This window comes from Lysinibacillus sp. GW247-5R2A (assembly GCF_059424475.1).
This window is the reverse complement of sequence record NZ_JBWKZL010000001.1, coordinates 544,890-569,257: the sequence shown is the minus strand read 5'-3', so window position 1 is coordinate 569,257 and position 24,368 is coordinate 544,890. Positions and strand designations below refer to the sequence as shown.

Sequence of the window (24,368 nt, the reverse complement as noted above, 5' to 3'; positions counted from 1 at the left end):
ATACATTTTGCAACAGGTAACTTAAAAATTTAGTAAAAGACCTCGCTAAGGGGGAGACATAGATGGCGGATTATTTAGTGATTGTAGAATCACCAGCAAAAGCAAAAACAATTGAACGTTATTTAGGCAAAAAATATAAGGTGAAAGCATCAGTTGGACACGTACGAGATCTTCCGCGTAGCCAAATGGGTGTGAGTGCGGAAAATAACTTTGAACCTAAATACATTACGATTCGTGGTAAAGGACCTGTTTTACAGGATTTAAAATCTGCGGCTAAAAAAGTGAAGAAAATTTATCTAGCGGCCGATCCAGACCGCGAGGGAGAAGCGATTGCTTGGCACCTTGCGACTGCATTAAATATCGATATTAACTCGGATTGTCGAGTTGTATTTAACGAAATTACGAAAGATGCGATTATTGAGTCCTTTAAAAACCCACGTCCTATTAACATGGATTTAGTAGATGCACAGCAAACAAGACGTATATTAGATAGACTTGTTGGCTATAACATTAGCCCAATTCTTTGGAAAAAGGTGAAGAAGGGTTTATCAGCAGGCCGTGTACAATCAGTAGCGCTACGCATGATTATCGATCGCGAAAATGAAATTAAAAACTTCCAACCAGAAGAATATTGGACGATTGAAGGTTCTTTTGAAAAAGGTAAAAAATCGTTTGATGCACTTTACTATGGAAATGGCAAAGAAAAAATTAAGCTAACAAATGAGGAACAAGTAAAAACCGTTTTAAAAGGTGTCAAAGGGACAAACTTTAAGGTTGTTAATGTTTCTAAAAAAGAGCGTAAACGAAATGCTGCACCAGCCTTTACAACTTCTTCGTTACAACAAGAAGCAGCGCGAAAATTAAATTTCCGAGCAAAGAAGACGATGATGCTTGCACAGCAATTATATGAAGGTATTGATATTGGTAAAAAAGAGGGAACAGTCGGGTTAATCACTTATATGCGTACCGATTCCACGCGTATTTCTGAAACAGCAAAAACAGAAGCAGTTTCTTTCATCGAGTCAAAGTATGGAAAAGAGTATATTGCAACAGAAATAAAGCAGACAAAAAAGGCTTCAAATGCGCAGGACGCCCATGAGGCAATTCGTCCAACAAGCACGATGAGATCACCAGAGGAATTAAAGGCAGTCCTTAGTCGTGATCAGTTGCGTTTATATCGCTTGATTTGGGAGCGCTTTATTGCAAGTCAAATGGCTCCGGCAATACTTGATACTGTGGCGGTAGATCTTCAAAATGGTGATGTTCTATTCCGTGCGAACGGCTCACAAGTTAAATTTGCAGGTTTTATGAAGCTTTATATCGAAGGTACCGACGATCAAACAGAGGAAACGACAAAGCTTTTACCTGAGATGGAAATTGGTGATCAAGTAAAATCGCTTGAAATTGAACCTAAGCAGCATTTTACACAGCCACCACCACGCTATTCAGAGGCGCGACTTGTTAAAACGATGGAAGAATTAGGTATAGGTCGCCCATCCACATATGCACCGACCCTCGATACAATTCAGCGCCGTGGCTATGTTGTGTTAGATGCAAAACGATTTATGCCAACAGAGCTAGGCGAAATCGTACACCAACTCGTACTAGAATTTTTCCCTGATATCATAAATATCGAATTCACTGCACAGATGGAACAAGATTTAGATGATATTGAAGAAGGTAGTCGTCAATGGAAGAATATTGTGGAAGAGTTTTATAAAGACTTTGAAGTCCATGTCAAACATGCAGATGAGGCAATGGAGAAAGTAGTAATAAAAGATGAGCCAGCTGGAGAAGATTGTGAGCTTTGTGGATCACCAATGGTCTATAAGCTAGGTAGATATGGTAAATTTATGGCTTGCTCGAATTTCCCGGATTGCAGAAATACAAAAGCTATTATGAAACCTATTGGTGTAAAATGTCCATCCTGTGAAACAGGCGAAATTGTGGAGCGTAAAAGTAAAACGAAGCGTCTATTCTACGGTTGTAATCAATATCCGGAATGTGAATTTGTGTCTTGGGACAAACCAATTAGTAGACCATGTCCGAAATGTAGTGCATTATTAGTAGAGAAAAAGATTAAAAAAGGTGTCCAAATTCAATGTACAAAATGTGACTATGAAGAAGCACCAACACAATGATAGGAAGATGGTAAAATCATGACTGAACAAGTAGTAAATGTAATAGGAGCGGGCCTGGCAGGTAGTGAAGCAGCTTGGCAAATAGCAAAACGCGGTGTGAAAGTAAGACTGTATGAAATGCGTCCAGTAAAGCAAACGCCTGCACACCATACAGATAAATTTGCAGAGCTTGTTTGTTCTAACTCGCTACGTGCAAATGGCTTAACAAATGCTGTAGGTGTTATTAAGGAAGAAATGCGGATTTTTGATTCTGTCATTTTAAAGGCAGCAGACCAATGTTCTGTACCAGCTGGAGGAGCATTAGCAGTAGACCGTCATGAGTTTGCAGGTTATGTGACAGAGGCAGTGAAAAATCATCCATTGGTGGAGGTTATTCACGGAGAAGTGACAGAAATTCCTGAAGGTATAACAGTTATTGCTACAGGTCCTTTAACTTCGAAAGCTTTGGCTGAAAAAATTCAAGGTTTAACAGGTCTGGATTATTTATACTTTTATGATGCTGCTGCACCAATTATTGAAAAAGATAGTATAGACATGGATAAGGTTTATTTAAAATCTCGTTATGATAAGGGAGAAGCAGCTTATTTAAACTGCCCAATGACGAAAGAAGAGTTTGATCGTTTCCGTCAAGCATTAATCGAAGCGGAAGTAGTGCCTTTAAAAGAATTCGAGAAAGAAATCTACTTTGAGGGCTGCATGCCAATTGAAGTTATGGCAGCACGTGGAGAGAAAACAATGCTATTTGGCCCAATGAAGCCAGTCGGTCTTGAAGATCCGAAAACAGGGAAACGTCCATATGCCGTAGTACAACTTCGCCAGGATGACGCTGCAGGTACTCTTTATAATATTGTTGGCTTCCAAACACATTTAAAATGGGGTCCACAAAAAGAAGTATTGCAGCTAATTCCAGGATTAGAGAACGTGGAAATTGTACGTTATGGTGTTATGCACCGAAATACCTTTATTAATTCGCCAAAAGTGTTAGAAAAAACATACCAACTTCGTGAACAAAAGAATATTTTCTTTGCCGGTCAAATGACAGGTGTTGAAGGGTATGTTGAATCAGCTGGTAGTGGATTAATAGCTGGAATAAATGCAGCTCGTTTAGCATTGGGACAAGAGCCAATTATTTTCCCATTCGAAACGGCATTAGGAAGTATGGCGCGTTATATAACAGAAGCGCAATCGAAAAACTTCCAGCCAATGAACGTTAACTTTGGTATTTTCCCTGAATTACCACCAGGTCGCCGTTCAAAACCAGAGCGCGCTGAAATGCATGCAACACGCGCAATAAGCACAATTCACAATTTTGTGAATTCACAAACAATTTAATTGCCAAAGGCCTCTAAAAGTTGTTATACTCTTAGAGGCTTTTTCTTTTTGTAGTAAAATGCTTGCTTAGACATGTTTTATTATTTTGTATGGAGATTTTCTCAAAATATAACTAATTACACTTGCTATCTTACAAAGATAGGTATAGTGTCAATATGTATGTTTATTAATGATGGTTTACGATACAAACTTGTAAGAGATGACAAAGAATTATTTATCCGTTATATTACAAGTGTCAGTCATTTGAGAAAATTATTAATAAATTATTGGTGGTGAATCTTTCTATGTTAGTTTCGTCCCAAGATGCACTCGAACAGTTCATGCTTTACATCCAAGTTGAAAAGAACTTCTCTGTTCATACGGTGCGAGAATATGAATCAGACCTGCTGGATTTTTTAGCCTTCTTACAAGGGGAAGGAATTCATGATTTAGCGAGTGTTGAATATATACATGCACGTCTTTATGTAACAAAGTTGTACGACGAAAAAAGAGCAAGGGCTTCTATTTCTAGAAAAATATCCTCAATACGCTCCTTCTTCCGCTTTCTAAATAGACAGTATGGATTTGATGATGGGGCATTTCGTTCTCTTTATCATCCAAAAAAAGAATCTCGTTTACCAAATTTCTTCTATGAAGAAGAATTGCTGCAGTTATTTGATGCGAATACCGGGGATAATTTGAAATCATTGAGAAATATGGCTATATTAGAGCTGTTATATGCGACAGGTATTCGTGTAAGTGAGCTGACTTCCATTCAAATTAAGGATGTAGATTTTCATTATTCCATCATACGAGTTATGGGAAAAGGTCGGAAAGAACGAATTATCCCATTCGGTCAATTTGCGAGTTTAGCAATGCTGGACTACATAGAGCAGGCTCGTCCTAGATTGATGAAAAAGACTAATCATCAGCAATTGTTTGTCAATATGCGAGGTGGGGAACTTACTCCACGAGGGGTACGTCATGTTTTAAACGAAATGATTGACAAGGCCTCACTCCATACGAAAATTTACCCACACATGCTTCGCCATACTTTTGCCACACATTTATTAAACAATGGCGCGGATTTGCGAACGGTGCAGGAGTTATTAGGCCACTCGCATTTATCTTCTACACAGGTTTACACACATGTAACAAAAGAGCACCTACGTCAAACATATATGAATGCTCATCCAAGGGCATAATAGAGTTAAGGAGGAAAGCAGATGGGACAAATTCATGCGACTACGATATTTGCAGTTCATCATAACGGAGGCTGTGCCATGGCTGGTGATGGTCAAGTAACATTAGGAAATGCAGTTGTGATGAAAGGTACAGCGAAGAAGGTCAGACGTCTGTTTAATGGGCAGGTTCTGGCAGGCTTTGCAGGCTCTGTTGCAGATGCATTTACACTATTTGAGATGTTCGAAGGCAAATTGAATGAATATAACGGTAATTTACAACGTGCTGCAGTAGAGGTTGCCAAGCAATGGCGCGGAGATAAAATGCTACGCCAACTAGAAGCAATGCTATTAGTGATGGATAAAACAACTTTGCTACTTGTTTCTGGTACTGGTGAAGTCATTGAACCTGATGATGGAATTTTAGCCATTGGTTCTGGTGGAAATTATGCTTTATCAGCGGGTAGAGCATTAAAAAAGTATGCAGGTGAAACGATGACTGCTCGTGAAATTGCTGAAGCAGCATTAGAAACAGCTGCTGAAATCTGTGTATTTACGAATCATAATATTATCGTGGAGGCGCTGAGCTAATGACGCAAAAAAATTTAACGCCAAGACAAATTACTGAGCATTTAGATCGTTATATTGTTGGGCAAAATGAAGCTAAGCGAGCTGTAGCCATTGCGTTGCGAAACCGCTATCGTCGTTCATTGTTAAATGAAGATATGAAGGCAGAGGTTATTCCTAAAAATATCTTAATGATTGGGCCAACTGGTGTCGGAAAAACGGAAATTGCCAGAAGAATTGCGAAGCTTACAAATGCACCTTTTGTAAAAGTGGAAGCGACAAAATTTACTGAGGTAGGTTATGTAGGTCGTGATGTTGAATCAATGGTACGTGACTTAGTAGAAGCTTCTCACCGTCTTGTGAAAGAAGAAATGATGGAATCTGTTAAGGAACAAGCAGAGCAATTAGCAAATGAAGCAATTGTGAAACTTTTAGTCCCGTCATTGCGTAAGAAACAGAGCATGCAAAATCCATTCGAAATGTTATTTGGTGGGAAAGAACAAACTCCAACGGACGATACGTCGTCTGAGGAAACAGAAGTACGCTCTAAACGTGCACAAATTGCTATTGATTTACGAAATGGTAAATTGGAAAATGAATGGGTTACGGTTGAGGTAACAGAACAAACGCCATCCATTTTCGATGCATTACAAGGCACGGGGATGGATATGTCTGCTAATAATGGTATGCAAGATATGCTATCTAGCTTAATGCCTAAAAAACAGAAAAAACGCCGTGTTCAGGTAAAGGATGCACGTCGTATTTTAACAATAGAAGAAGCAAATAAGTTGATAGATGCAGATGAAGTGGCACAGGAGTCAATTGTTAGAGCGGAGCAAACTGGTATTATTTTTATTGATGAAATCGATAAAATAGCTAGTAAAGAAGGAAATTCTTCTGCGAATGTATCTCGTGAGGGTGTACAACGAGACATTTTACCAATTGTAGAAGGTTCAACTGTAACTACGAAGTATGGTGCTGTGAAAACGGATTACATGCTATTTGTAGCTGCAGGCGCGTTCCATATGTCGAAGCCTTCAGATTTGATTCCGGAATTGCAAGGTCGTTTCCCAATTCGTGTAGAGCTAGAAAAATTAACAAAACAAGATTTTGTCCGTATTTTACAAGAACCAGATCAATCGCTCATTTTGCAGTATAAGGCATTGCTAGAAACGGAAGGTGTGGAAATCAATTTCACATCTGATGCCATTGAACGTATTGCGGAAATAGCCACAGAGGTTAATCAGGAAACAGATAATATCGGAGCTCGCCGTTTGCACACGATTTTAGAACGTTTACTGGAAGAGCTGTCGTTTGAAGCAGCTGAAATTGCACCAGCGAGTATACCGATCAACGCAGCCTATGTAGATCAAAAACTCGCAGGGATTGTAAAAAACAAAGATTTGTCACAGTTTATATTGTAAGATCAAGCTGATCAGTATCATTCAGTAGTAAAAAACTTTAGAATATTAAGTGAATACTCTTCGGATTATTTATAGGAGGAACATATAATGAATTTATTAGGAAAAACACGTAAAATTAACTCAATGCTACAAGCTTCTGCTGGTAAGCCTGTAAACTTTAAGGAAATGGCTGATACACTAGGAGATATTATTGATAGTAATGTCTATATTTTAAGCCGTAAAGGTAAATTATTAGGTATTTCAATTCACCAACAAATTGAAAATGAGCGTATGAAAAAAATGTTTGAAGAGAGACAATTCCCTGAAGAATACACACATAGCTTATTTACAATCTCAGAAACATCTTCTAATTTAGATATCCATAACGAACATACTGCTTTCCCTGTGGAAAACAAAGATCTTTTCCAAAACGCATTAACAACAATTGTACCAATCGTTGGTGGTGGTGAACGTTTAGGAACATTAATCCTTGCACGTTTATCTTCTCAATTTGAAGATGATGATTTGATTCTTGCAGAGTATGGCGCAACAGTAGTTGGCATGGAGATTTTACGTGAGAAGTCTGAAGAAATCGAAGAGGAAGCTCGTAGCAAAGCGGTTGTGCAAATGGCCATTAACTCACTTTCTTACAGTGAATTAGAAGCTATTGAGCATATCTTTGAAGAGCTTGATGGTAACGAAGGTTTACTGGTTGCCTCTAAAATTGCAGACCGAGTGGGAATTACACGCTCAGTGATCGTCAATGCATTACGTAAACTAGAGTCAGCGGGTGTTATTGAATCTCGCTCACTAGGTATGAAAGGAACTTATATTAAAGTGTTAAATGATAAGTTCTTAAATGCATTAGCTGAAATTAAAATGAAATAATTCTTCTTGAAGAAGATAATGAAGGCGTCTAGGTAAAAACTAGGCGCCTTTTTGTATGCATTTCATTAGATATTTAGCGATGTAATGGATTGTTATTTTTTGTATAAATACAAATTTGGAGAATATTGATGTTTTTTGTTTCTTTTAGCCTAATGTCGTTCATAAATTTGTCACTACAATTAGCATATAAAAATGAAATATGTGTTACTTTAGAATAATGGTGAATAAACTGTTAATTGTCTATATTAGAATATTCAGCCATTTGTCGAACTAGTAAAATGGAACCTTAAATTAATTTCATTTTAAAAGGCGATAAAGCTCATAAAAAGGCAAATTTAATACTAAAATCGTAAACACTGTCGAAATAGTGTAAAATAACTAGATGTTAACCAACCTTTTATGAAGCCTAGAGCTACAAGGGATGCGGAAGTATTGTCCCGGTTAGGACGTTAAAAAAATAGGGCGTATATACTATTAAAAAGTGACAAAAGACAATAGACACTAGGTAGCATCTTAATTACAATTGTATTATTGAATATATTAACAAGTACATAGAATTTAATAAATTGAGGTGAACAGTTTTGAATTTATTTGGAGGAACTATTAGTAGCTTGGAAAATGGACTTTCCTATGCGACTTTGAATCATAAAACAATCGCAAACAATATTGCGAATGTCGATACACCTAATTATAAGGCGAAAAATGTTAGTTTTAAGGATATGTTGGCGGAACAAAAGGATATTTCTATTTCTGCCTATCGAACTGACAATAGACATTATGATTTCACAATTCGACAATCTACACCTGGTGTCAATAATATAGAAAATCTACGATACCGAAATAATGGCAACGCAGTAGATATGGATGCTGAACAGGCAAAATTGGCAGAAAATCAAATTTACTACAATGCTTTAATTGATCGTGTAAACGGGAAATTAAACACATTAAACACAGTTATTAAAGGAGGTAAGTAATAGATGTCTATTTTCCATGGGATGAATACCACTGCCTCAGCTTTAACTGCACAACGCTTACGCATGGATGTTATTTCTTCTAATATGGCAAACATGGATACAACTCGAGCTCGTCAAGTTAATGGGGAGTGGGAGCCATATCGTCGGAAGTCCGTAACGTTTACAGCACAAGAAGGACAATTTTCAAAGTTTATGAATGTAGCACTTGGGAAAGACGCCAAAAGCGGTGTTGGTAATGGTGTGAAAGTAACTCGTATTGCAGAAGACCGAGAAACACCTTTCAAACTTGTTTATGATCCAACTCATCCAGATGCAAATGCAGATGGTTATGTCAATTTGCCGAATGTCGACCCATTAAAAGAAATGGTAGATTTAATGTCAGCCACTCGTTCTTACGAGGCAAACGTAACAGTATTTAACGCAAATAAATCTATGCTTACAAAGGCATTAGAGATTGGTAAATAAATAAGAAGAAAGGAAGATACATAATGACAATTTCGTCCGTTTCGCTAATGACACCTACTCAGGTTGTAAATGAAACAAATAAACTTAATACGACACCTTATGAAGCCCAACAAAGCTTCGCGAACTCGTTAAAAGAGGCAATAGCCAAAGTTAATGACCAGCAAATCACATCCGATAATTATACCCAAAAGCTAATTAAAGGTGAAAATGTGGAATTGCATGAGGTAATGATTGCTTCACAAAAGGCGAGCATTACATTAAACGCAACAATTGAAGTTCGCAATAAGGTGATTGAAGCTTACCAAGAAATAATGCGAATGAGCGTTTAATCTTTTATTGAGGGGGGAGTGCCCCCTCTCAATGCAGATTAATGACTACCTAAATGGTGGGCTCTTGAAGTTCGCAAATTATTGATGGCTAGGTTATTCACTATAACCGGAGGATTCATAATGAATGAACGATTGACGAAAATAAAAAACGACACCAGTCAATTTTGGAAAAGTCGAAGTAAAAAGCAAAAAATAGTTATGATTGGCTCCTTGGTAGGCGTCATCGCTCTTGCGGCAATTGTAACGTTTTTCGCTTCAAAAACTACATATGTTCCACTTTATAAAGATTTATCAACAAGAGAAATTGGACAGGTAAAGGAAGCACTGGATTCACAAGGTGTAACATATCAAATTGCGCCAGGCGGAACATCTATTTTAGTGCCTGAGGAGCAAGTTGACTCCTTATTAGTGCAATTAGCATCAGAAGGATATCCACAAACGGGTACGATTGATTACTCATTTGCAAACAGTTCAGGGTTTGGGATGACAGATAACGAATTTAATCTATTAAAAAAAGCAGCTACTGAAACTGAAATTGCTAAGCTTTTTAGAAACCTTGAAGGCGTTAAAGATGCAAAGGTAATGATTACTGTTCCTGAAGAAGGAGTCTTCGTAACAGATGTGAAAGAGGATGCAACTGCATCTATCGTATTAAATACAGATCCAGGATATAAATTTACAGAGCAGCAAATTACAACTATGTATAATTTGGTGTCAAAAAGTATTCCGAATTTAAAAACTGAGAACATCGTAATCTCTAACCAATTCTCAGAGTACTTTGACTTGAATGCAGCCACAACAGATGGAACATCTACAGCAACGGCTGAAGGTCAATTACAAATGAAAAAGTTAGTCGAACGTGATCTACAACGTCAAGTGCAAAATATGCTTGGTACGTTAATGGGACAAGACAAAGTAATGGTTTCTGTCACTACGGATATTGACTTCAAGAAGGAAAATCGTGAAGAAAATCTTGTGACACCTGTTGATGAAGAAAATATGGAAGGAATCGCCATTAGTGCTCAAAGGATTACTGAGCAATATTCTGGAACAGGGGCGGCAGCAGCTACTGGAACACCTGAAGCTGAAACAACTACTGACAACTTTACTACCTATAATGAAGGTACATCGGGTAACGGTGATTATGAACGTACAGAAGAAACGATTAACAATGACGTGAATCGTATACGTAAAGATATTCAAGAAGCTCCTTATAAGGTGCAAGATATTGGAATTCAAGTAATTGTTGAACCACCAACAGCAGCAGACGCAGCGTCATTACCAGACGGTGTTCGCGAAGATATTGAGAAAATTTTAAGCACGATCGTGCGTACAACGATTTCTAAAGACGTAGCAGCTGAGCTTACTCAAGAGCAAATTGATGAGAAAGTAGCCGTATCTGTACAGCCTCTATATGGTAAGGCCACACAGGTTGCTGATGAAAAACCGATGATTCCTTGGTGGGTTTGGGTTATTGGCGGTATCTTATTAGCTGTTATTGTATTGTTAGCATTCTTCATTATCCGTTCTCGTAAACGTGCGCAGGAAGAAGAAGAGCTAAGTATCCTAGAAGAACAAGAAGATTTAATGATTGACGATATTAATGAAGAAATTGAAACGGAAGCTACAATGCGTCGTAAGCAGCTAGAAAAAATGGCAAAAGATAAGCCAGACGATTTTGCGAAGTTACTGCGTAGTTGGATTGCTGAAGACTAACTAGGAGGTTCGGCTGTGTCCAAGAAAGATAAGGAATTAACCGGAAAACAAAAGGCCGCTCTCTTGTTAATTTCATTAGGACCTGAAGTTTCAGCTTCAGTCTATAAACATTTAACAGAGGAAGAAATCGAACGTTTAACATTAGAAATTTCAAGTGTTAAAAAAGTAGAATCAAACGTCAAGGAAGAGATTATAGAAGAATTTCATAATATTGCGCTAGCTCAAGACTATATCACGCAAGGTGGTATTGGTTATGCGAAAACAGTATTAGAAAAAGCGCTTGGTGTAGAACAAGCTCAGACGATTATTAATCGTCTGACATCTTCGTTACAAGTGCGACCGTTTGATTTTGCACGGAGAGCTGATCCGGCACAAATTTTTAACTTTATTCAAAATGAACATCCACAAACAATTGCCCTCATTCTTTCTTATTTAGAAGCAGGGCAAGCGGGAGTGATTTTATCTTCATTACCACAGGAAGTACAGGCTGACATTGCCAAACGTATAGCTGTTATGGAATCGACTTCACCAGAAGTAATTAGTGAAATTGAATCGGTGTTAGAGCGTAAATTATCATCTACCGTTACCCAAGATTACACTGAAACTGGTGGTATTGATGCAGTCGTTGAAGTACTGAATGGTGTTGATCGACAAACTGAGAAAACGATCCTTGATGCACTCGAAATTCAAGATCCAGAGCTTGCAGAAGAAATCAAAAAACGCATGTTTGTATTCGAAGATATCGTTACACTCGACAATCGTTCCATTCAACGTGTTATTCGTGATTGTGAAAACGAAGACTTACTGCTTTCAATGAAAGTGTCAAGCGAAGAAGTAAAAGATATTATTTTCCGCAATATGTCTCAACGTATGGCTGAAACATTTAAAGAAGAAATGGAAATTATGGGACCTGTACGTTTACGTGACGTAGAGGAGGCCCAATCTCGAATTGTTGCTGTTATTCGTCGCCTAGAGGATGCTGGAGAAATCATTATTGCACGTGGTGGAGGAGATGACGTCATTGTCTAGAATCATCCGTTCAATTTACACTCAATCCGATAGCGATAATGTAAAACAGATACAAATTCGCGATATGTTTGAAGGATTTGATTTGGAAGATGGTGATGATGCTTCATCCCAACAGCAATTATCAATAGAAGAAATAATGGCTGAGCGAGATCGTTTGCTTGCAGAGGCTAGAGCTTCTTTACAAGCAGAACGTGAAGCATTTGAGCAAGAAAAGCACATGCACTATCAAGAGATTGAGCATTTGAAGTTAAGTTGGGAAGAAGAAAGACCGAATCGAGTTCAAGAAGCCTATGATGAAGGCTTTGGACAAGGCTATGAAGACGGTGTGAACAAATCCACTGAAGCAATGGCCGAGTCACTTCAAACTGCGAATGAAGTCATTAATCAAGCAAAAGAAAACGCAAGAAAATATATTGATGATCAAGAAGCTGTGGTGCTAGAGCTTGGTCTAACGACAGCAGAACGAATAATTGGCACATCTTTAGAACGTGATCCCGATCTATTTGTGTCGATTGTTCGTAGAGGCTTAAAAGAAGCTAGAGAGATGAAAGAAATTAAAATTTATGTGTCGCCAACCTATCACGCTTTAATTACTGCTAATCGTGATGAATTAGCGGAAATGTTCCCGGTTGACGTACCATTTATGATTTTTGTTAATGAAGATTTGAACAATGAAACAGATTGCTATATCGAAACAAATCATGGACGTATAGTAGTGAGCATCGATGAGCAATTGAACGAACTAAGATTAAAGCTTCATGAAATATTAGAAAGTAGGGAATGATCTAGATGAAGACGGCTCAATTAATCGAACATATTCCTCATATGCCAACTTTTAAAAAGTTTGGTAGAGTCACTAGAGTTGTCGGCTTGATGATTGAGTCGCAAGGTCCAGATAGTTCCATAGGTGATGTTTGTAAAATTCATGTGGAAACTGTAAACAATGGTCACCAAATCATTTTGGCTGAAGTGGTGGGTTTTAAAGATGAAATTGTTGTTTTAATGCCTTTCACTTCTTTAAGAGAAATATCTATTGGCTGTCTTGTTGAAGGGACGGGGGCTCCACTGGAAGTAAAAGTGGGCCCAGAGCTAATAGGAAAAGTGTTGGATTCAATGGGAAATCCTATTGATGGCACCTTATTACCAAAAGGACTAATGACGGTACCGACAGAGCAAGATCCGCCAAATCCACTAACACGTCCGCCAATTAATGAAAGACTTGAGGTCGGCGTTAAAGCTATCGATGGAATGTTAACGGTTGGTAATGGCCAACGGGTCGGGATATTCGCTGGTTCAGGGGTCGGAAAAAGTACGCTTCTTGGAATGATTGCGAGAAATACGCAGGCAGATTTGAATGTAATTGCGCTAATCGGAGAGCGTGGGCGTGAGGTTCGTGAATTTATTGAACGTGATTTGGGTCCTGAAGGTCTAAGTCGCTCTATTGTTGTGGCTGCTACTTCTGACCAACCAGCATTAATGAGGATAAAAGGGGCGTTTACTGCAACAGCAATTGCCGAGTATTTTAGAAATCGTGGTTTAAATGTCATGTTGATGATGGACTCTGTAACACGTGTTGCCATGGCTCAACGTGAAATTGGACTTGCTACAGGTGAACCACCAGCACAGAAGGGGTATACACCATCTGTATTTGCGATTTTACCTAAATTATTAGAACGTACAGGTACTAACGAAAAGGGCTCTATCACTGCATTTTATACGGTCTTGGTAGATGGTGATGATATGAATGAACCAATCGCTGATACAGTGCGAGGGATATTGGATGGTCATATTGTGCTTGATCGAAATTTAGCTAATAAAGGACAATACCCTGCTATAAACGTCTTAAAAAGTGTTAGTCGTTTAATGAATCATGTAGCAGAGCCAGAGCATAAAAAAGCTGCAGAACGATTAAGAGAACTTTATTATACATACGACAAATCTGAGGATTTAATCAATATAGGTGCTTATAAACGAGGGACGTCTAGAGAAATTGATGAAGCTATTCATTATGAACCGCTTATTACTACTTATCTTAAACAGGGCTATTTGGACAAAGTGACCTTGGAAGAAAGTGTAAATGAGCTAATATCCTTATCGAACGGTGGTGTGAACTAGATGGTCAGCTATGTATATCGTTTTGAAAAAGTATTAACAATTCGTGAGCAAGAAAAAAACGAAACTGAAATGGCCTATAAAGAATCTGTCCGATCTTTTGAGGAAGTGGCTACGAAGTTATATGACTTGCTTAAAAAGAAGGAAGATTTAATTGCCTTCCAGCAGGATCGTTTGACGGTTGGTTCATCTATTGATGAAATTCATCACTACGCACGTTTTATTGATAGTCTGGAAAAAACAATTGCAGATGTTCAGCAGAAAGTGATACAAGCTCGTGCAAAAATGAATTGGCACGAAGATAAATTATTAGAAAAAAACTTGGAAGTACGTAAATTTGAAAAAATGAGAGAAAAGGATTTTAAGCTTTTCCAACAAGAGCAGGATCGTATAGAAAGCCTTTTTTTAGATGAAATTTCATTATTAACGTATAACAAGAGAGAAATCAGGTGATTTCATGGTGAGAAAAGACAATCGATTGAAAGCGGAATTAGTAGAACAGCCGCCTAAGAAAAAAACGGGAGGCTTTCTAAAGTTTTTTACTTGGATCGTACTACCACTTATGTTTGTCGTAGCAGTTTTACTTGTTGTGGCAACATTAATGAATACAAATGTTTTTGACTTAGGTAAAAAGGCAATTGGCAGTTTACCTTTTGTTCCGTCAGAAGAACAGCAAGCAAAAGATGCTGTCGTAAACAATGACTCGAAAATAGTTAATTTACAGGCAGAGATTCAAGAAAAAGAAGCAGAAATTACACAGCTGCAAAAAAAGTTAGATACAACAACAACTGAAAAAGAGAAGCTCACGATAGAAAAAGAGCAGCTTCAATTTGAAATTGAAAAATTAAATCGACAGCAAGATGATGTGAAGCGCGATTTCAACGATATTCTATCGACTTTCGATAAAATGTCTCCGAAATCTGCAGCACCTGTATTAATCAATATGAGTGATACAGAAGCATTGCGCATTTTAACTAATTTAAAACCTGATAAACTAGCAGCAATTTTAGAGAAAATGGATGCTAAAGATGCAGCAAAATATACGGAGCTCATGGCTAAACAATAGAGTTCATGAAAGGAGGTGAAAATAGTGGATATAGCGATGATGAAAATGATCACGCAATCAGTACCGACTAAAAATGCGGCAGCTAAGCCAACAACAGCAGCAAGTAGTACTGATGGGAAGATCAACGGAACTTCGAAGCAGGATAATTTATCGAAATTCGGCTCTGTTTTTGGACAAGTCCTATCTTCCTCAACTCAAACCAATCAATCTGCTCAAACTACGCCAAATAATGAGCTAGCTGATTTACAGCAGGTTTTAAATGCTGATTCATTGGAAGAGGTACTCGATTTATTAGGAATCCCCCACGATGATGGTTTGTTAATCCTTCAACTGGGAGAGGACGGTAAAGCAGTGTCTATGGACGAAATGCTGGATCTGGACAATATATTAAATGCATTAGGTATTGATGATGAACAGCTGCAAAAAATAGTCCAGCAGCTATTAGGAGAAGAAAAAGAGGCTAGTGATGTTTGGGAGCTATTATCCTTAGTAGATGCCCAAGCGCCAATACTTCAAGCGCAAATAGGTGCTGCATTACAAGGTGAAGGTCAAGTAACACCAAAAGAAGCAACGCAATTACTTCAAGTGTTAAAGCTAGCACAATTAGTAGGACAAAAATCGGACTTAACAGCTCCACAAGAAAATCTGTTAACAACCGTTAAAAGTCTTTTAACGACCTTACAAACCCAAGTAGAAACAATACAAGTAACAACAACCAAATCTACAGGAACATTGTCATTACAAGGCTTCCAGCAAGTCCAAATGACGAAGCAAAGTGAGACAAGTTCTAATGAAATGGTAACACCACAAACTGTGCAAACCAAACCGGATACGTTCCAAGTAACATTACCGACTGCTAAACCTGCTCAGTCAGAGGCTTTATTAAAAGAAATGCAAGCCATTATCAATAGAGCTCAAATTTCTAATGCACAGGGGATTACACGATTAACGATTAAGTTGTATCCAGAAAATTTAGGAACAATTCGTATAGAGCTTGTGCAAAATGATGGTGTACTGACAGCTCGTCTACTAGCTTCTACAGCTCATGGACGTGAAATGCTTGATAGTCAAGCACATCAGCTAAAGCAGGCGTTTGTGCAGCAGAACATTCAAGTAGACCGTCTTGATATTGCCCAATCATTACAGGATGCAGATCGCCAGCAACGTGATCAAAACTTCTTTAATAATTTCTTTAGACAACAACAGGATGAAGAACAGCAACAAAAAACTGAGAATGACGATGAAGAGATGTCATTTAGTGACTATTTATTAAACGAGGAGGTGTAATTGATGGCGGATGCAACATCTAAAGCAACCAATACATCCATAACGGACGATCTTTACTATTCTAATTATAGAAAACCAACCAAACAAACTGGGAATAGTGAACTTGGTAAAGATGCCTTTCTTCAACTGTTAATTACCCAATTACAGCATCAGGACCCAACAAATCCTATGAATGACCGAGAATTCATTTCTCAAATGGCACAGTTTTCTTCTTTAGAACAAATGCAGAACATGACAAAGGCAGTAGAATCCTTATTAGCATCACAGCAACAAACACAAATGATGAATTATGCAACCTTTGTTGGTAAAGAAGTCAAATGGCATGAAATTACAGATAAAACAGATGAAAAAGGAGATCCAGTTGTCAATGAAGGATCAGGTGTGATCGAATCCTTGAAATTTGTAGATGGTAGTGTTGTCTTCAAATTAGCAGATGGAAAAGAAATAACGCCTGGTAATATTTCTGGAATCCTTGGCTCTGGAACAAATGGAAATAATCCTGTGCCAGAAACGCCACTTGTTCAGGCGAGCAAATTGATAGGTAAAAAAGTTACATATCAAGATGGCGAGCAGGAATTACAAGGGAGAATCGTCTCTGTTTCCAATAAAGATGGCGTTATTTACTACGTATTAGACAATGATAAAAAACTTACGGATAAAGATTTTACAGTTATTAGCGAATAAAGGTGGGGAAAAGTGATGGATAAATTTTCAATTCATCGTGTACCCTTGCATCCATCTATTCGTGCAACTCAACCTACGCCCATTCATTCACAGCAATCCTTTAAAGCCCATTTACAGGAAGCATCAAAGCAAGAGCTGAAGGTGAGCAAACATGCGCATGAACGTATTATGGAGCGTAAAATTGACATCTCTGAACAAGAATGGCAGGTTGTCTCGGATAAGGTATTTGAAGCTCACTCAAAAGGTGTTAAACAGCCATTAGTCTTGATGGATCAAGCAGCTTTAATTGTCAGTGCTAAAAACGCTACTGTCATTACAGCAATGGATCGCACGGAAGCAAAACAACAATTATTTACAAATATTGATGGCACAATCGTGCTTTAAAGGCTGGACCTTCTTATGAAAGGAAGCCTTCGTGATGCTGATTGATAGAAGCACACAAATAAAAAATGAAGGGAGAACGAAAACTTATGTTACGTTCTATGTATTCAGGTATTTCAGGTCTTAAAAATTTCCAAACAAAGCTAGATGTTATTGGTAACAATATTGCAAATGTTAATACTGTTGGCTTTAAAAAAGGACGTGTTCTTTTTAAAGATTTAATGTCTCAAACACAAGCCGGTGCATCTGCAGCAACAGCAACACGAGGTGGTGTGAATCCACAACAAGTTGGGTTGGGTACACAATTAGCTGCCATTGATACGATTCATGGAGGCGGTTCCTTACAAAGTACAGGACGTGGTCTTGACTTAGCAATTGAGGGTGATGGCTTTTTCATGGTAGCGGATGCAAATGGTGCTCCTGATCCAGATAGTGGTTTCATCGACGAAGAGGGCTTCAACAATACTCTATTTACTCGTAATGGTGTTTTCTATATGGATAGCAATGGCTATTTAGTGAATGCTGACGGTAAATATTTAGTAGGTGTTTCTGCTGGTGAGGATATCGTAATGGAAGCGGATGATGATGGTATCAATCCTGAGGATGCACCAATTGCTTCAGGGGATGAAGGCGCAAACTTATTTGATGAGGATGGTGTACTAACACCTGATGATGGAACTGTAGGTCCAATTCGTATCCCTACGACTGCTAAAGAGATTAGCATTGGACCTAATGGTACGGTTGAATATGTAGACCTAAACGGTGAACGCAAATGGGCTGGACAGCTAGTTATGGCTAAATTCCCGAATGCTGGTGGCCTTGCTAAAAATGGTGGAAACTACTATCAACAAACAGCGAACTCTGGTGCTGCATATGCACAAGTAGCAACTGTAGCAGGGATGGGGAAAGTAGTGCCTGGAGCTGTAGAAATGTCGAATGTTGACTTATCAGAAGAGTTTACAGAGATGATTGTTGCTCAACGTGGTTTCCAAGCGAATACTCGTATTATTACAACATCAGATGAAGTGTTACAAGAGCTAGTAAACTTAAAGCGTTAATGATTGAATAGTCCTTTCATTCATAACGGACGTTTTAACAAACATATTTTCATATGAGGGAGGGTCGGGCCGGCTCTCATGCTAGACCCGGCCCTAATTCAATGATTGAACTAACACGTCTTAATGGCAAAGCATTTACATTAAATGCTTTATACATAGAAACAGTCGAATCATTTCCAGATACGACGATTACTTTAACAACTGGAACAAAATTAATTGTTTTAGAGAGTGAAGATGAGGTGCGACAAAAGGTAACTGCCTTTTATAACAATATACAAATACTATCCAACCCGCATCTACGAGGTGAAAAAGATGAAGAATAATAAAATGTTAACAATGATTATTATTTTGCTAGTAGCAGTCATACTGATCGGGGTTATCTTGTTTGTATTGCTTACACAATTTAATAAACCGACAGGAGCTATTGAACCAACCATTGATGAAATTGTAGAGGCAACAGTGGAGATTCCGGAAATCACAACGAATCTTGCAGATAAAAGAGTGGTACGCTTGTCATTAAAAGTTCAAACGACAAGCAAAGATGCTGCTGCAGAATTAACAAAGCGTGTTTTCCAAGTGCAAAACATTGCTATACAAGAGCTTTCTGAAATGGAGCAAAAAGATTTAGAAGGTAAGCAAGGGAAGCAAATTTTCCAAAAATCATTAAAAACTAGAGTAAATGAATTGATGCAAGAGGGAGAAGTCCAGGAAGTATATTTTACCTCCTTCATCACTCAATAAAATAGAAACTGCTTGAAATGGAGGTGGGCAAATGGCAGGAGATGTGTTATCTCAATCCGAGATAGATGCGCTGCTTTCCGCTATATCGACTGGGGAAATGTCAGCAGATGACATAAAAAAGGAGGATGAGGGACGTAAGGTTAAAGTTTATGACTTTAAACGAGCGCTTCGATTCTCAAAAGATCAAATCCGAAGTTTGACCCGAATACACGAAAATTTTGCACGACTATTGACAACCTTTTTCTCTGCACAGCTTAGAAGCTATGTGCAAATTACGGTTGCATCAGTAGACCAAATACCATTTGAAGAGTTCGTTCGTTCGATTCCGAATATGACGCTCATTAATGTGTTTGAAGTGCCACCATTAGATGGTAATATATTGATGGAAATAAATCCGAACATTGCCTATTCCATGCTAGATCGTTTAATGGGCGGTAGTGGGGCGAGTCATAGTAATGTAGATAATCTAACAGAAATTGAAACAAAAATTATGACAAACCTTTTTGAACGCTCATTCGACAATTTACGCGAGGCGTGGGAAAATGTAGCGGAAATTGATCCGATTTTAGTGGAACTTGAAGTTAATCCACAATTTTTACAAATGATCTCACCTAATGAAACAGTGGTTGTCATTTCATTAAATACGATCATTGGTGAAACAAGCGGTATGATCAATATTTGTATTCCGCATGTTGTATTGGAGCCGATTGTTCCCAATCTTTCTGTTCGCTATTGGATGCAAACAAATACGAAAGAAATGTCTCCAGAGCAAACAAAAATGCTTGAAACACGCGTAAAACAAGCAAAATTACCGCTTTCGGTTGAATTAGGGCTAACGGATATCACGATCGAGGATTTCCTTACAATGCAAATTGGTGATGTTATACAGTTAGAGCAAAAAATTAATGATCCACTTCTATTAAAGGTAGGAACATTACCAAAATTCACTGTTCAACCAGGTAAGCAAGGCAAAAAATTAGCAATCCAGATTATCGACCCTTTGAAAGGAGGAGACGAAGATGAGTGATGAAATGCTCTCCCAAGAAGAAATTGAAGCGCTATTAAGGGGCGAGACGTTGGAAGATAAAAACAGCGGCACTGAAGCTTCTTCAATTGATGAAACAAATGATATACGAGTAGAGGATTACCTTGATTCGTTTGCACAAGATGCACTAGGTGAGGTAGGCAATATTTCCTTTGGTAGCTCTGCCACTGCACTTTCAGCATTATTAGGACAAAAAGTAGATATTACTACCCCAAGTATATCAATGATTAATCGAAATAAATTAGAAGAGGAGTTTCCACATCCTTATGTAGCAGTACAAGTGGAATATACGATTGGCTTAACAGGTATGAATTTACTTGTTATTAAACAATCGGATGCAGCAATTATTGCAGACCTTATGTTAGGTGGCGATGGATTAAATCCGAAACCTGACTTAGGAGAAATTCAATTAAGTGCTGTTCAAGAGGCCATGAATCAAATGATGGGCTCAGCAGCTACGTCTATGTCGACAGTATTCAACAAAAAAGTAGATATTTCGCCGCCGACAATTGATTTAATGAATATTTCTCAAAATGAAGGTCGAGAAAATATCCCTGAAGATGATTTACTAGTCAAAGTATCTTTTAGATTAAGAATTGGTAATTTAATTGATTCGAATTTAATGCAATTATTACCGCTTAAATTTAGTCAAAACATCGTAAAATCTCTATTAGGTGAAACTGAATCAATAGAAGAACCTGTGGCTGCAACGATTGCCCCTGAGGCACCGCCAATTGCAGCACCACCTGTTCAACAACAAGCGCCTGTTATGCCACCGCCTGCACAGCCTGTTTATCAGCAGCCGGAAGCAACTATGCAGCAACCGGTTTATCAGGAACCACAGCAGTTTGCGCAACCAGCGAGACCTGCACAGCCAGTGAATGTTCAACAAGCACAATTTGCTAGCTTTGATTCAAATGTAATCTCTCAATCTGAAGCTAGAAATTTAAATATGCTACTTGATATTCCATTGCAAGTTACTGTAGAGTTAGGACGTACGAAACGTTCTGTTAAAGAGATTTTAGAACTATCAAGCGGTTCGATTATTGAGTTAGATAAATTAGCAGGTGAGCCTGTTGATATACTAGTTAATAGTCGTCTAATCGCTAAAGGTGAAGTCGTTGTTATTGATGAAAACTTTGGTGTACGTATTACAGATGTTTTAAGTCAAGCAGAGCGTTTAAATAATTTAAGATAGTTTCAATTGGAGGAGTTAACCATGTCTAAAAGAATTTTGATTGTAGACGACGCTGCATTTATGCGTATGATGATCAAGGATATTTTGTCGAAAAATGGATTTGAGGTTGTTGGAGAAGCGGCAGATGGATTACAGGCTGTTGAAAAGTACAATGAATTAAAACCAGATTTAGTAACAATGGATATCACAATGCCGGAAATGGATGGTATTGCGGCTCTAAAAGCAATTAAGGGGTCAGATCCAAGTGCAACTGTAATCATGTGTTCAGCAATGGGACAACAAGCAATGGTAATCGATGCAATTCAAGCTGGTGCGAAAGACTTTATTGTTAAGCCTTTCCAAGCAGATCGAGTAATTGAAGCGATCCAAAAAGCGCTAGGATGATTGCATGAAAATGTTAAAATCATTTCGTTTCACGATGATTTTTGCATTTCTTGTATCCTTCCTGTTTTTGTACCCGACACCAACTTCGGTTTATGCAGACTCTGATACGAATAGTGTGACAGATTGCATTAAAGACCCAGAAGGTTGTTATGGAGATACTACCGATCCAGCTGCTAAACAAGAACCAAGTGTATCAGCAGCTGGAGATATATCTGCATGGGAATACATAAAAATGGTTTTAGCGCTTATTTTTGTTGTAGCTTTGTTTTATGGTTTAATGAAGTTTTTAAATAAACGAAATTTAAACTTTCAACGTAATCAACTGATACAAAATTTAGGCGGTTTATCGTTAGGTGCACAAAAATCAGTACAGCTTTTACAAGTAGGTAAAACCATGTATTTAGTGGGTGTCGGTGAAGACGTTCAGCTATTACGTGAAATTACTGATCCTGAAGAAATAGAAGCACTGTTAGCACTTTATAACGAAAGGCAAGAACTTGCAGCAACATCACCGTATATCGCAGAAGTATTTTCTAAGTTTAAGAAAAAAGATAGAGTGAATTTGCAAAATGAACAAATGCAAGAGACATTTGGCAAACTCTTTGAAAAAAAGATATCCGAAATTAAACAGGAGCGCAGTGAAGAGATTGAGCGATGGAAGCAAAAGGAGAAGGATGATAAATGAATGATTTAGTCAATATTTTTTCCAATAGCGATCCAACCAACGTCTCAACATCCGTTAAGCTCTTACTACTATTAACCGTTTTATCACTGGCACCAAGTATTTTAATTTTAATGACATCCTTTGCTCGAATTGTCATTGTTTTATCCTTTGTGCGTACGGCACTGGCTACACAACAAATGCCACCTAATCAGGTGATTGTTGGTTTAGCCTTATTTTTAACGTTCTTTATCATGGCCCCAACCTTTCAAGAGGTCAATAAAGAGGCTTTGCAGCCACTATTTTCTGAAGAAATTGGTTTAGATGAAGCTTATGATCGGGCAAGCTTGCCATTTAAAGAATTTATGAGTAAGCATACAAGACAAAAAGATCTGGACTTGTTTTTATCGTACAATCAAGCAGAAAAACCAGCATCAGTGGAAGAAATCCCACTGACAATGCTTGTGCCAGCATTTGCTTTAAGTGAAATTAAAACAGCATTTCAAATAGGTTTTATGATTTTTATTCCATTCCTAGTGATCGATATGATTGTTGCAAGTACATTAATGTCGATGGGGATGATGATGTTACCGCCAGTAATGATTTCATTGCCATTCAAAATCTTATTGTTTGTTTTGGTCGATGGCTGGTATCTCGTCATGAAATCGCTACTACAAAGTTTTTAGGGGATGATACAGTATGACAGGTGAATTGGTTATTTCCGTTGCAGAACGTGCCATTATGATTATCCTTCTAACAAGCGGTCCGTTATTATTAGTAGCTTTAATCACTGGTTTGGCTGTAAGTATTTTTCAAGCTACCACTTCGATTCAAGAGCAAACTTTGGCATTTGTACCGAAAATTATCGCCGTCTTTGTGGCCATTGTGTTCTTTGGCCCATGGATGTTATCTCAAGTTACTAGCTATGCGAGAGACATTTTTGAGAATTTAACACGTTATATAGGGTGAGTCCATGAATGAATTAATTCCGCATTTAACGGTTTTCTTATTGGTGCTTGTGCGTGTTTCAGCATTTTTTGTTACGGTTCCTTTTTTTTCCTATAGAACCATACCACCACAAGTCAAAATTACTCTCGCACTGGTTTTAGCTTGGATGATGTATTATACAATTGATGTTGAGCCATTTGCATTCAATGATGAATACATATTATTAGTGATGAAAGAAGCACTTGTTGGGCTGTTACTCGGTCTAGTAGGTTATATAATCATGTCTGCCATTCAAATTGCAGGGAGCTTTATTGATTTTCAAATGGGTTTTGCCATTGCCAATATTATTGATCCGCAAACAGGAGCTCAAAGTCCATTAATCGGTCAGTTTTTTAATATGTTAGCATTCCTTTTATTGTTAGCAATTAATGGCCATCATATGATTCTTGATGGAATTTACTATAGTTATCAGTTTTTGCCTATGGATCAATTCCCTAGTTTTACAAATGAGGGCTTTCCCCAATTTATCATCACAACATTTACAGCTGTTTTTGCTATTGCATTTCAGATGGCTGCACCTGTTGTGGCTACCTTATTTTTAGTCGATTTAGCTTTAGGAATAACTGCGAAAACAGTACCACAATTAAATATATTTGTTGTTGGTTTTCCTATTAAAATAGCCGTTAGTTTTTTAGTGTTATTTACAATGATGGCTGTAATGATTCAAGTCATTCAAAAGTTAATCACTATTATGATTTACGGCATGCGTGATTTAATGGCCATTTTAGGTGGTGGATAA

28 protein-coding genes are annotated in these 24,368 nt (G+C 37.9%); all 28 read left to right on the top strand.

Annotated features, from left to right (window positions below; translation table 11 throughout):
• Positions 1-62: 62 nt before the first annotated feature.
• The 28 genes from topA to fliR all read left to right on the top strand — a co-directional run bounded on the left by topA (position 63) and on the right by fliR (position 24,368).
• Positions 63-2,141 (top strand): type I DNA topoisomerase, encoded by a 2,079-nt coding sequence (gene topA / locus AC07YC_RS02810; RefSeq protein WP_336634352.1) that lies wholly within the window; start codon positions 63-65, stop codon positions 2,139-2,141.
• An 18-nt stretch (positions 2,142-2,159) separates the two neighbouring features.
• Positions 2,160-3,473, top strand: a complete 1,314-nt coding sequence (gene trmFO, locus AC07YC_RS02805) for an FADH(2)-oxidizing methylenetetrahydrofolate--tRNA-(uracil(54)-C(5))-methyltransferase TrmFO (protein ID WP_036123970.1) — start codon at positions 2,160-2,162, stop codon at positions 3,471-3,473.
• Positions 3,474-3,757: 284 nt separating this feature from the next.
• On the top strand, positions 3,758-4,657 hold the full coding sequence (xerC, locus tag AC07YC_RS02800) for a tyrosine recombinase XerC (protein ID WP_494918312.1): 900 nt from the start codon (positions 3,758-3,760) through the stop codon (positions 4,655-4,657).
• A gap of 21 nt (positions 4,658-4,678) precedes the next feature.
• The gene (gene hslV / locus AC07YC_RS02795; RefSeq protein ID WP_008181271.1) at positions 4,679-5,224 is read left to right on the top strand and encodes an ATP-dependent protease subunit HslV; all 546 of its coding nucleotides are present in this window, start codon (positions 4,679-4,681) and stop codon (positions 5,222-5,224) included.
• On the top strand, positions 5,224-6,624 hold the full coding sequence (gene hslU, locus AC07YC_RS02790) for an ATP-dependent protease ATPase subunit HslU (RefSeq protein ID WP_336634350.1): 1,401 nt from the start codon (positions 5,224-5,226) through the stop codon (positions 6,622-6,624). The genes hslV and hslU overlap by 1 nt, the downstream gene beginning before the upstream one ends.
• A gap of 87 nt (positions 6,625-6,711) precedes the next feature.
• The gene (gene codY, locus AC07YC_RS02785) at positions 6,712-7,491 is read left to right on the top strand and encodes a GTP-sensing pleiotropic transcriptional regulator CodY (RefSeq protein ID WP_025113928.1); all 780 of its coding nucleotides are present in this window, start codon (positions 6,712-6,714) and stop codon (positions 7,489-7,491) included.
• Positions 7,492-8,072: 581 nt separating this feature from the next.
• Entirely contained in the window at positions 8,073-8,465 is a 393-nt protein-coding gene (gene flgB, locus AC07YC_RS02780; protein WP_008180790.1) for a flagellar basal body rod protein FlgB, read from the top strand.
• Positions 8,466-8,468: 3 nt separating this feature from the next.
• Entirely contained in the window at positions 8,469-8,930 is a 462-nt protein-coding gene (gene flgC, locus AC07YC_RS02775) for a flagellar basal body rod protein FlgC (protein WP_008180788.1), read from the top strand.
• A gap of 23 nt (positions 8,931-8,953) precedes the next feature.
• The gene (fliE, locus tag AC07YC_RS02770; protein WP_336634349.1) at positions 8,954-9,259 is read left to right on the top strand and encodes a flagellar hook-basal body complex protein FliE; all 306 of its coding nucleotides are present in this window, start codon (positions 8,954-8,956) and stop codon (positions 9,257-9,259) included.
• 120 nt (positions 9,260-9,379) lie between these two features.
• Positions 9,380-10,975, top strand: a complete 1,596-nt coding sequence (gene fliF / locus AC07YC_RS02765; RefSeq protein WP_336634348.1) for a flagellar basal-body MS-ring/collar protein FliF — start codon at positions 9,380-9,382, stop codon at positions 10,973-10,975.
• 15 nt (positions 10,976-10,990) lie between these two features.
• Entirely contained in the window at positions 10,991-12,004 is a 1,014-nt protein-coding gene (gene fliG, locus AC07YC_RS02760; protein ID WP_008180783.1) for a flagellar motor switch protein FliG, read from the top strand.
• Positions 11,997-12,788, top strand: coding sequence for a flagellar assembly protein FliH (fliH, locus tag AC07YC_RS02755; protein WP_494918310.1), 792 nt, complete (start codon positions 11,997-11,999; stop codon positions 12,786-12,788). Before fliG ends, fliH begins: the two co-directional genes overlap by 8 nt.
• Before the next feature lie 5 nt (positions 12,789-12,793).
• Positions 12,794-14,119, top strand: coding sequence for a flagellar protein export ATPase FliI (gene fliI, locus AC07YC_RS02750; protein ID WP_008180778.1), 1,326 nt, complete (start codon positions 12,794-12,796; stop codon positions 14,117-14,119).
• Positions 14,120-14,569 (top strand): flagellar export protein FliJ, encoded by a 450-nt coding sequence (gene fliJ / locus AC07YC_RS02745; protein ID WP_008180776.1) that lies wholly within the window; start codon positions 14,120-14,122, stop codon positions 14,567-14,569.
• 4 nt (positions 14,570-14,573) lie between these two features.
• Positions 14,574-15,182 (top strand): MotE family protein, encoded by a 609-nt coding sequence (locus AC07YC_RS02740; protein WP_008180774.1) that lies wholly within the window; start codon positions 14,574-14,576, stop codon positions 15,180-15,182.
• 24 nt (positions 15,183-15,206) lie between these two features.
• On the top strand, positions 15,207-16,469 hold the full coding sequence (locus AC07YC_RS02735) for a flagellar hook-length control protein FliK (protein ID WP_336634346.1): 1,263 nt from the start codon (positions 15,207-15,209) through the stop codon (positions 16,467-16,469).
• A 3-nt stretch (positions 16,470-16,472) separates the two neighbouring features.
• Positions 16,473-17,153 (top strand): flagellar hook assembly protein FlgD, encoded by a 681-nt coding sequence (gene flgD, locus AC07YC_RS02730; RefSeq protein WP_036226426.1) that lies wholly within the window; start codon positions 16,473-16,475, stop codon positions 17,151-17,153.
• 15 nt (positions 17,154-17,168) lie between these two features.
• Positions 17,169-17,537 carry a TIGR02530 family flagellar biosynthesis protein gene (locus AC07YC_RS02725; protein ID WP_025113938.1) on the top strand — a complete coding sequence of 123 codons (369 nt, stop codon included), beginning with the start codon at positions 17,169-17,171 and terminating at the stop codon, positions 17,535-17,537.
• Between the two features lie 86 nt (positions 17,538-17,623).
• Positions 17,624-18,592 carry a flagellar hook-basal body complex protein gene (locus AC07YC_RS02720; RefSeq protein ID WP_494918309.1) on the top strand — a complete coding sequence of 323 codons (969 nt, stop codon included), beginning with the start codon at positions 17,624-17,626 and terminating at the stop codon, positions 18,590-18,592.
• 101 nt (positions 18,593-18,693) lie between these two features.
• Positions 18,694-18,915 (top strand): flagellar FlbD family protein, encoded by a 222-nt coding sequence (locus tag AC07YC_RS02715; RefSeq protein ID WP_008180764.1) that lies wholly within the window; start codon positions 18,694-18,696, stop codon positions 18,913-18,915.
• Complete coding sequence (fliL, locus tag AC07YC_RS02710) at positions 18,905-19,333, top strand: flagellar basal body-associated protein FliL (protein ID WP_008180761.1); 429 nt, start codon at positions 18,905-18,907, stop codon at positions 19,331-19,333. Before AC07YC_RS02715 ends, fliL begins: the two co-directional genes overlap by 11 nt.
• A 31-nt stretch (positions 19,334-19,364) precedes the next feature.
• Positions 19,365-20,360: a flagellar motor switch protein FliM gene (gene fliM / locus AC07YC_RS02705; RefSeq protein ID WP_036123990.1), complete on the top strand. Its 996-nt coding sequence runs from the start codon at positions 19,365-19,367 to the stop codon at positions 20,358-20,360.
• Positions 20,353-21,576: a flagellar motor switch phosphatase FliY gene (gene fliY, locus AC07YC_RS02700; protein WP_008180757.1), complete on the top strand. Its 1,224-nt coding sequence runs from the start codon at positions 20,353-20,355 to the stop codon at positions 21,574-21,576. The genes fliM and fliY overlap by 8 nt, the downstream gene beginning before the upstream one ends.
• 21 nt (positions 21,577-21,597) lie before the next feature.
• Positions 21,598-21,960 (top strand): response regulator, encoded by a 363-nt coding sequence (locus AC07YC_RS02695; protein ID WP_008180756.1) that lies wholly within the window; start codon positions 21,598-21,600, stop codon positions 21,958-21,960.
• Positions 21,961-21,970: 10 nt separating this feature from the next.
• Positions 21,971-22,645, top strand: coding sequence for a flagellar biosynthetic protein FliO (locus tag AC07YC_RS02690; RefSeq protein ID WP_494918308.1), 675 nt, complete (start codon positions 21,971-21,973; stop codon positions 22,643-22,645).
• Positions 22,642-23,307 (top strand): flagellar type III secretion system pore protein FliP, encoded by a 666-nt coding sequence (fliP, locus tag AC07YC_RS02685; protein ID WP_008180752.1) that lies wholly within the window; start codon positions 22,642-22,644, stop codon positions 23,305-23,307. Before AC07YC_RS02690 ends, fliP begins: the two co-directional genes overlap by 4 nt.
• A gap of 13 nt (positions 23,308-23,320) precedes the next feature.
• Positions 23,321-23,590, top strand: a complete 270-nt coding sequence (fliQ, locus tag AC07YC_RS02680; protein WP_008180750.1) for a flagellar biosynthesis protein FliQ — start codon at positions 23,321-23,323, stop codon at positions 23,588-23,590.
• A 4-nt stretch (positions 23,591-23,594) separates the two neighbouring features.
• Positions 23,595-24,368, top strand: coding sequence for a flagellar biosynthetic protein FliR (gene fliR, locus AC07YC_RS02675; protein ID WP_008180748.1), 774 nt, complete (start codon positions 23,595-23,597; stop codon positions 24,366-24,368).

Bases quoted from the DNA above. Each gene is read 5' to 3' on its own strand.
- flgD (WP_036226426.1), top strand. From the start codon at position 16,473: ATGGCGGATGCAACATCTAAAGCAACCAATACATCCATAACGGACGAT.
- fliJ (WP_008180776.1), top strand. From the start codon at position 14,120: ATGGTCAGCTATGTATATCGTTTTGAAAAAGTATTAACAATTCGTGAG.
- fliI (WP_008180778.1), top strand. From the start codon at position 12,794: ATGAAGACGGCTCAATTAATCGAACATATTCCTCATATGCCAACTTTT.
- xerC (WP_494918312.1), top strand. From the start codon at position 3,758: ATGTTAGTTTCGTCCCAAGATGCACTCGAACAGTTCATGCTTTACATC.
- fliR (WP_008180748.1), top strand. From the start codon at position 23,595: ATGAATGAATTAATTCCGCATTTAACGGTTTTCTTATTGGTGCTTGTG.
- fliM (WP_036123990.1), top strand. From the start codon at position 19,365: ATGGCAGGAGATGTGTTATCTCAATCCGAGATAGATGCGCTGCTTTCC.
- fliY (WP_008180757.1), top strand. From the start codon at position 20,353: ATGAGTGATGAAATGCTCTCCCAAGAAGAAATTGAAGCGCTATTAAGG.
- fliE (WP_336634349.1), top strand. From the start codon at position 8,954: ATGACAATTTCGTCCGTTTCGCTAATGACACCTACTCAGGTTGTAAAT.
- AC07YC_RS02720 (WP_494918309.1), top strand. From the start codon at position 17,624: ATGTTACGTTCTATGTATTCAGGTATTTCAGGTCTTAAAAATTTCCAA.
- flgC (WP_008180788.1), top strand. From the start codon at position 8,469: ATGTCTATTTTCCATGGGATGAATACCACTGCCTCAGCTTTAACTGCA.
- AC07YC_RS02690 (WP_494918308.1), top strand. From the start codon at position 21,971: ATGTTAAAATCATTTCGTTTCACGATGATTTTTGCATTTCTTGTATCC.
- hslV (WP_008181271.1), top strand. From the start codon at position 4,679: ATGGGACAAATTCATGCGACTACGATATTTGCAGTTCATCATAACGGA.
- fliP (WP_008180752.1), top strand. From the start codon at position 22,642: ATGAATGATTTAGTCAATATTTTTTCCAATAGCGATCCAACCAACGTC.
- fliL (WP_008180761.1), top strand. From the start codon at position 18,905: ATGAAGAATAATAAAATGTTAACAATGATTATTATTTTGCTAGTAGCA.
- codY (WP_025113928.1), top strand. From the start codon at position 6,712: ATGAATTTATTAGGAAAAACACGTAAAATTAACTCAATGCTACAAGCT.
- AC07YC_RS02740 (WP_008180774.1), top strand. From the start codon at position 14,574: ATGGTGAGAAAAGACAATCGATTGAAAGCGGAATTAGTAGAACAGCCG.
- fliF (WP_336634348.1), top strand. From the start codon at position 9,380: ATGAATGAACGATTGACGAAAATAAAAAACGACACCAGTCAATTTTGG.
- trmFO (WP_036123970.1), top strand. From the start codon at position 2,160: ATGACTGAACAAGTAGTAAATGTAATAGGAGCGGGCCTGGCAGGTAGT.
- fliQ (WP_008180750.1), top strand. From the start codon at position 23,321: ATGACAGGTGAATTGGTTATTTCCGTTGCAGAACGTGCCATTATGATT.
- topA (WP_336634352.1), top strand. From the start codon at position 63: ATGGCGGATTATTTAGTGATTGTAGAATCACCAGCAAAAGCAAAAACA.
- AC07YC_RS02695 (WP_008180756.1), top strand. From the start codon at position 21,598: ATGTCTAAAAGAATTTTGATTGTAGACGACGCTGCATTTATGCGTATG.
- AC07YC_RS02725 (WP_025113938.1), top strand. From the start codon at position 17,169: ATGGATAAATTTTCAATTCATCGTGTACCCTTGCATCCATCTATTCGT.
- hslU (WP_336634350.1), top strand. From the start codon at position 5,224: ATGACGCAAAAAAATTTAACGCCAAGACAAATTACTGAGCATTTAGAT.
- AC07YC_RS02715 (WP_008180764.1), top strand. From the start codon at position 18,694: ATGATTGAACTAACACGTCTTAATGGCAAAGCATTTACATTAAATGCT.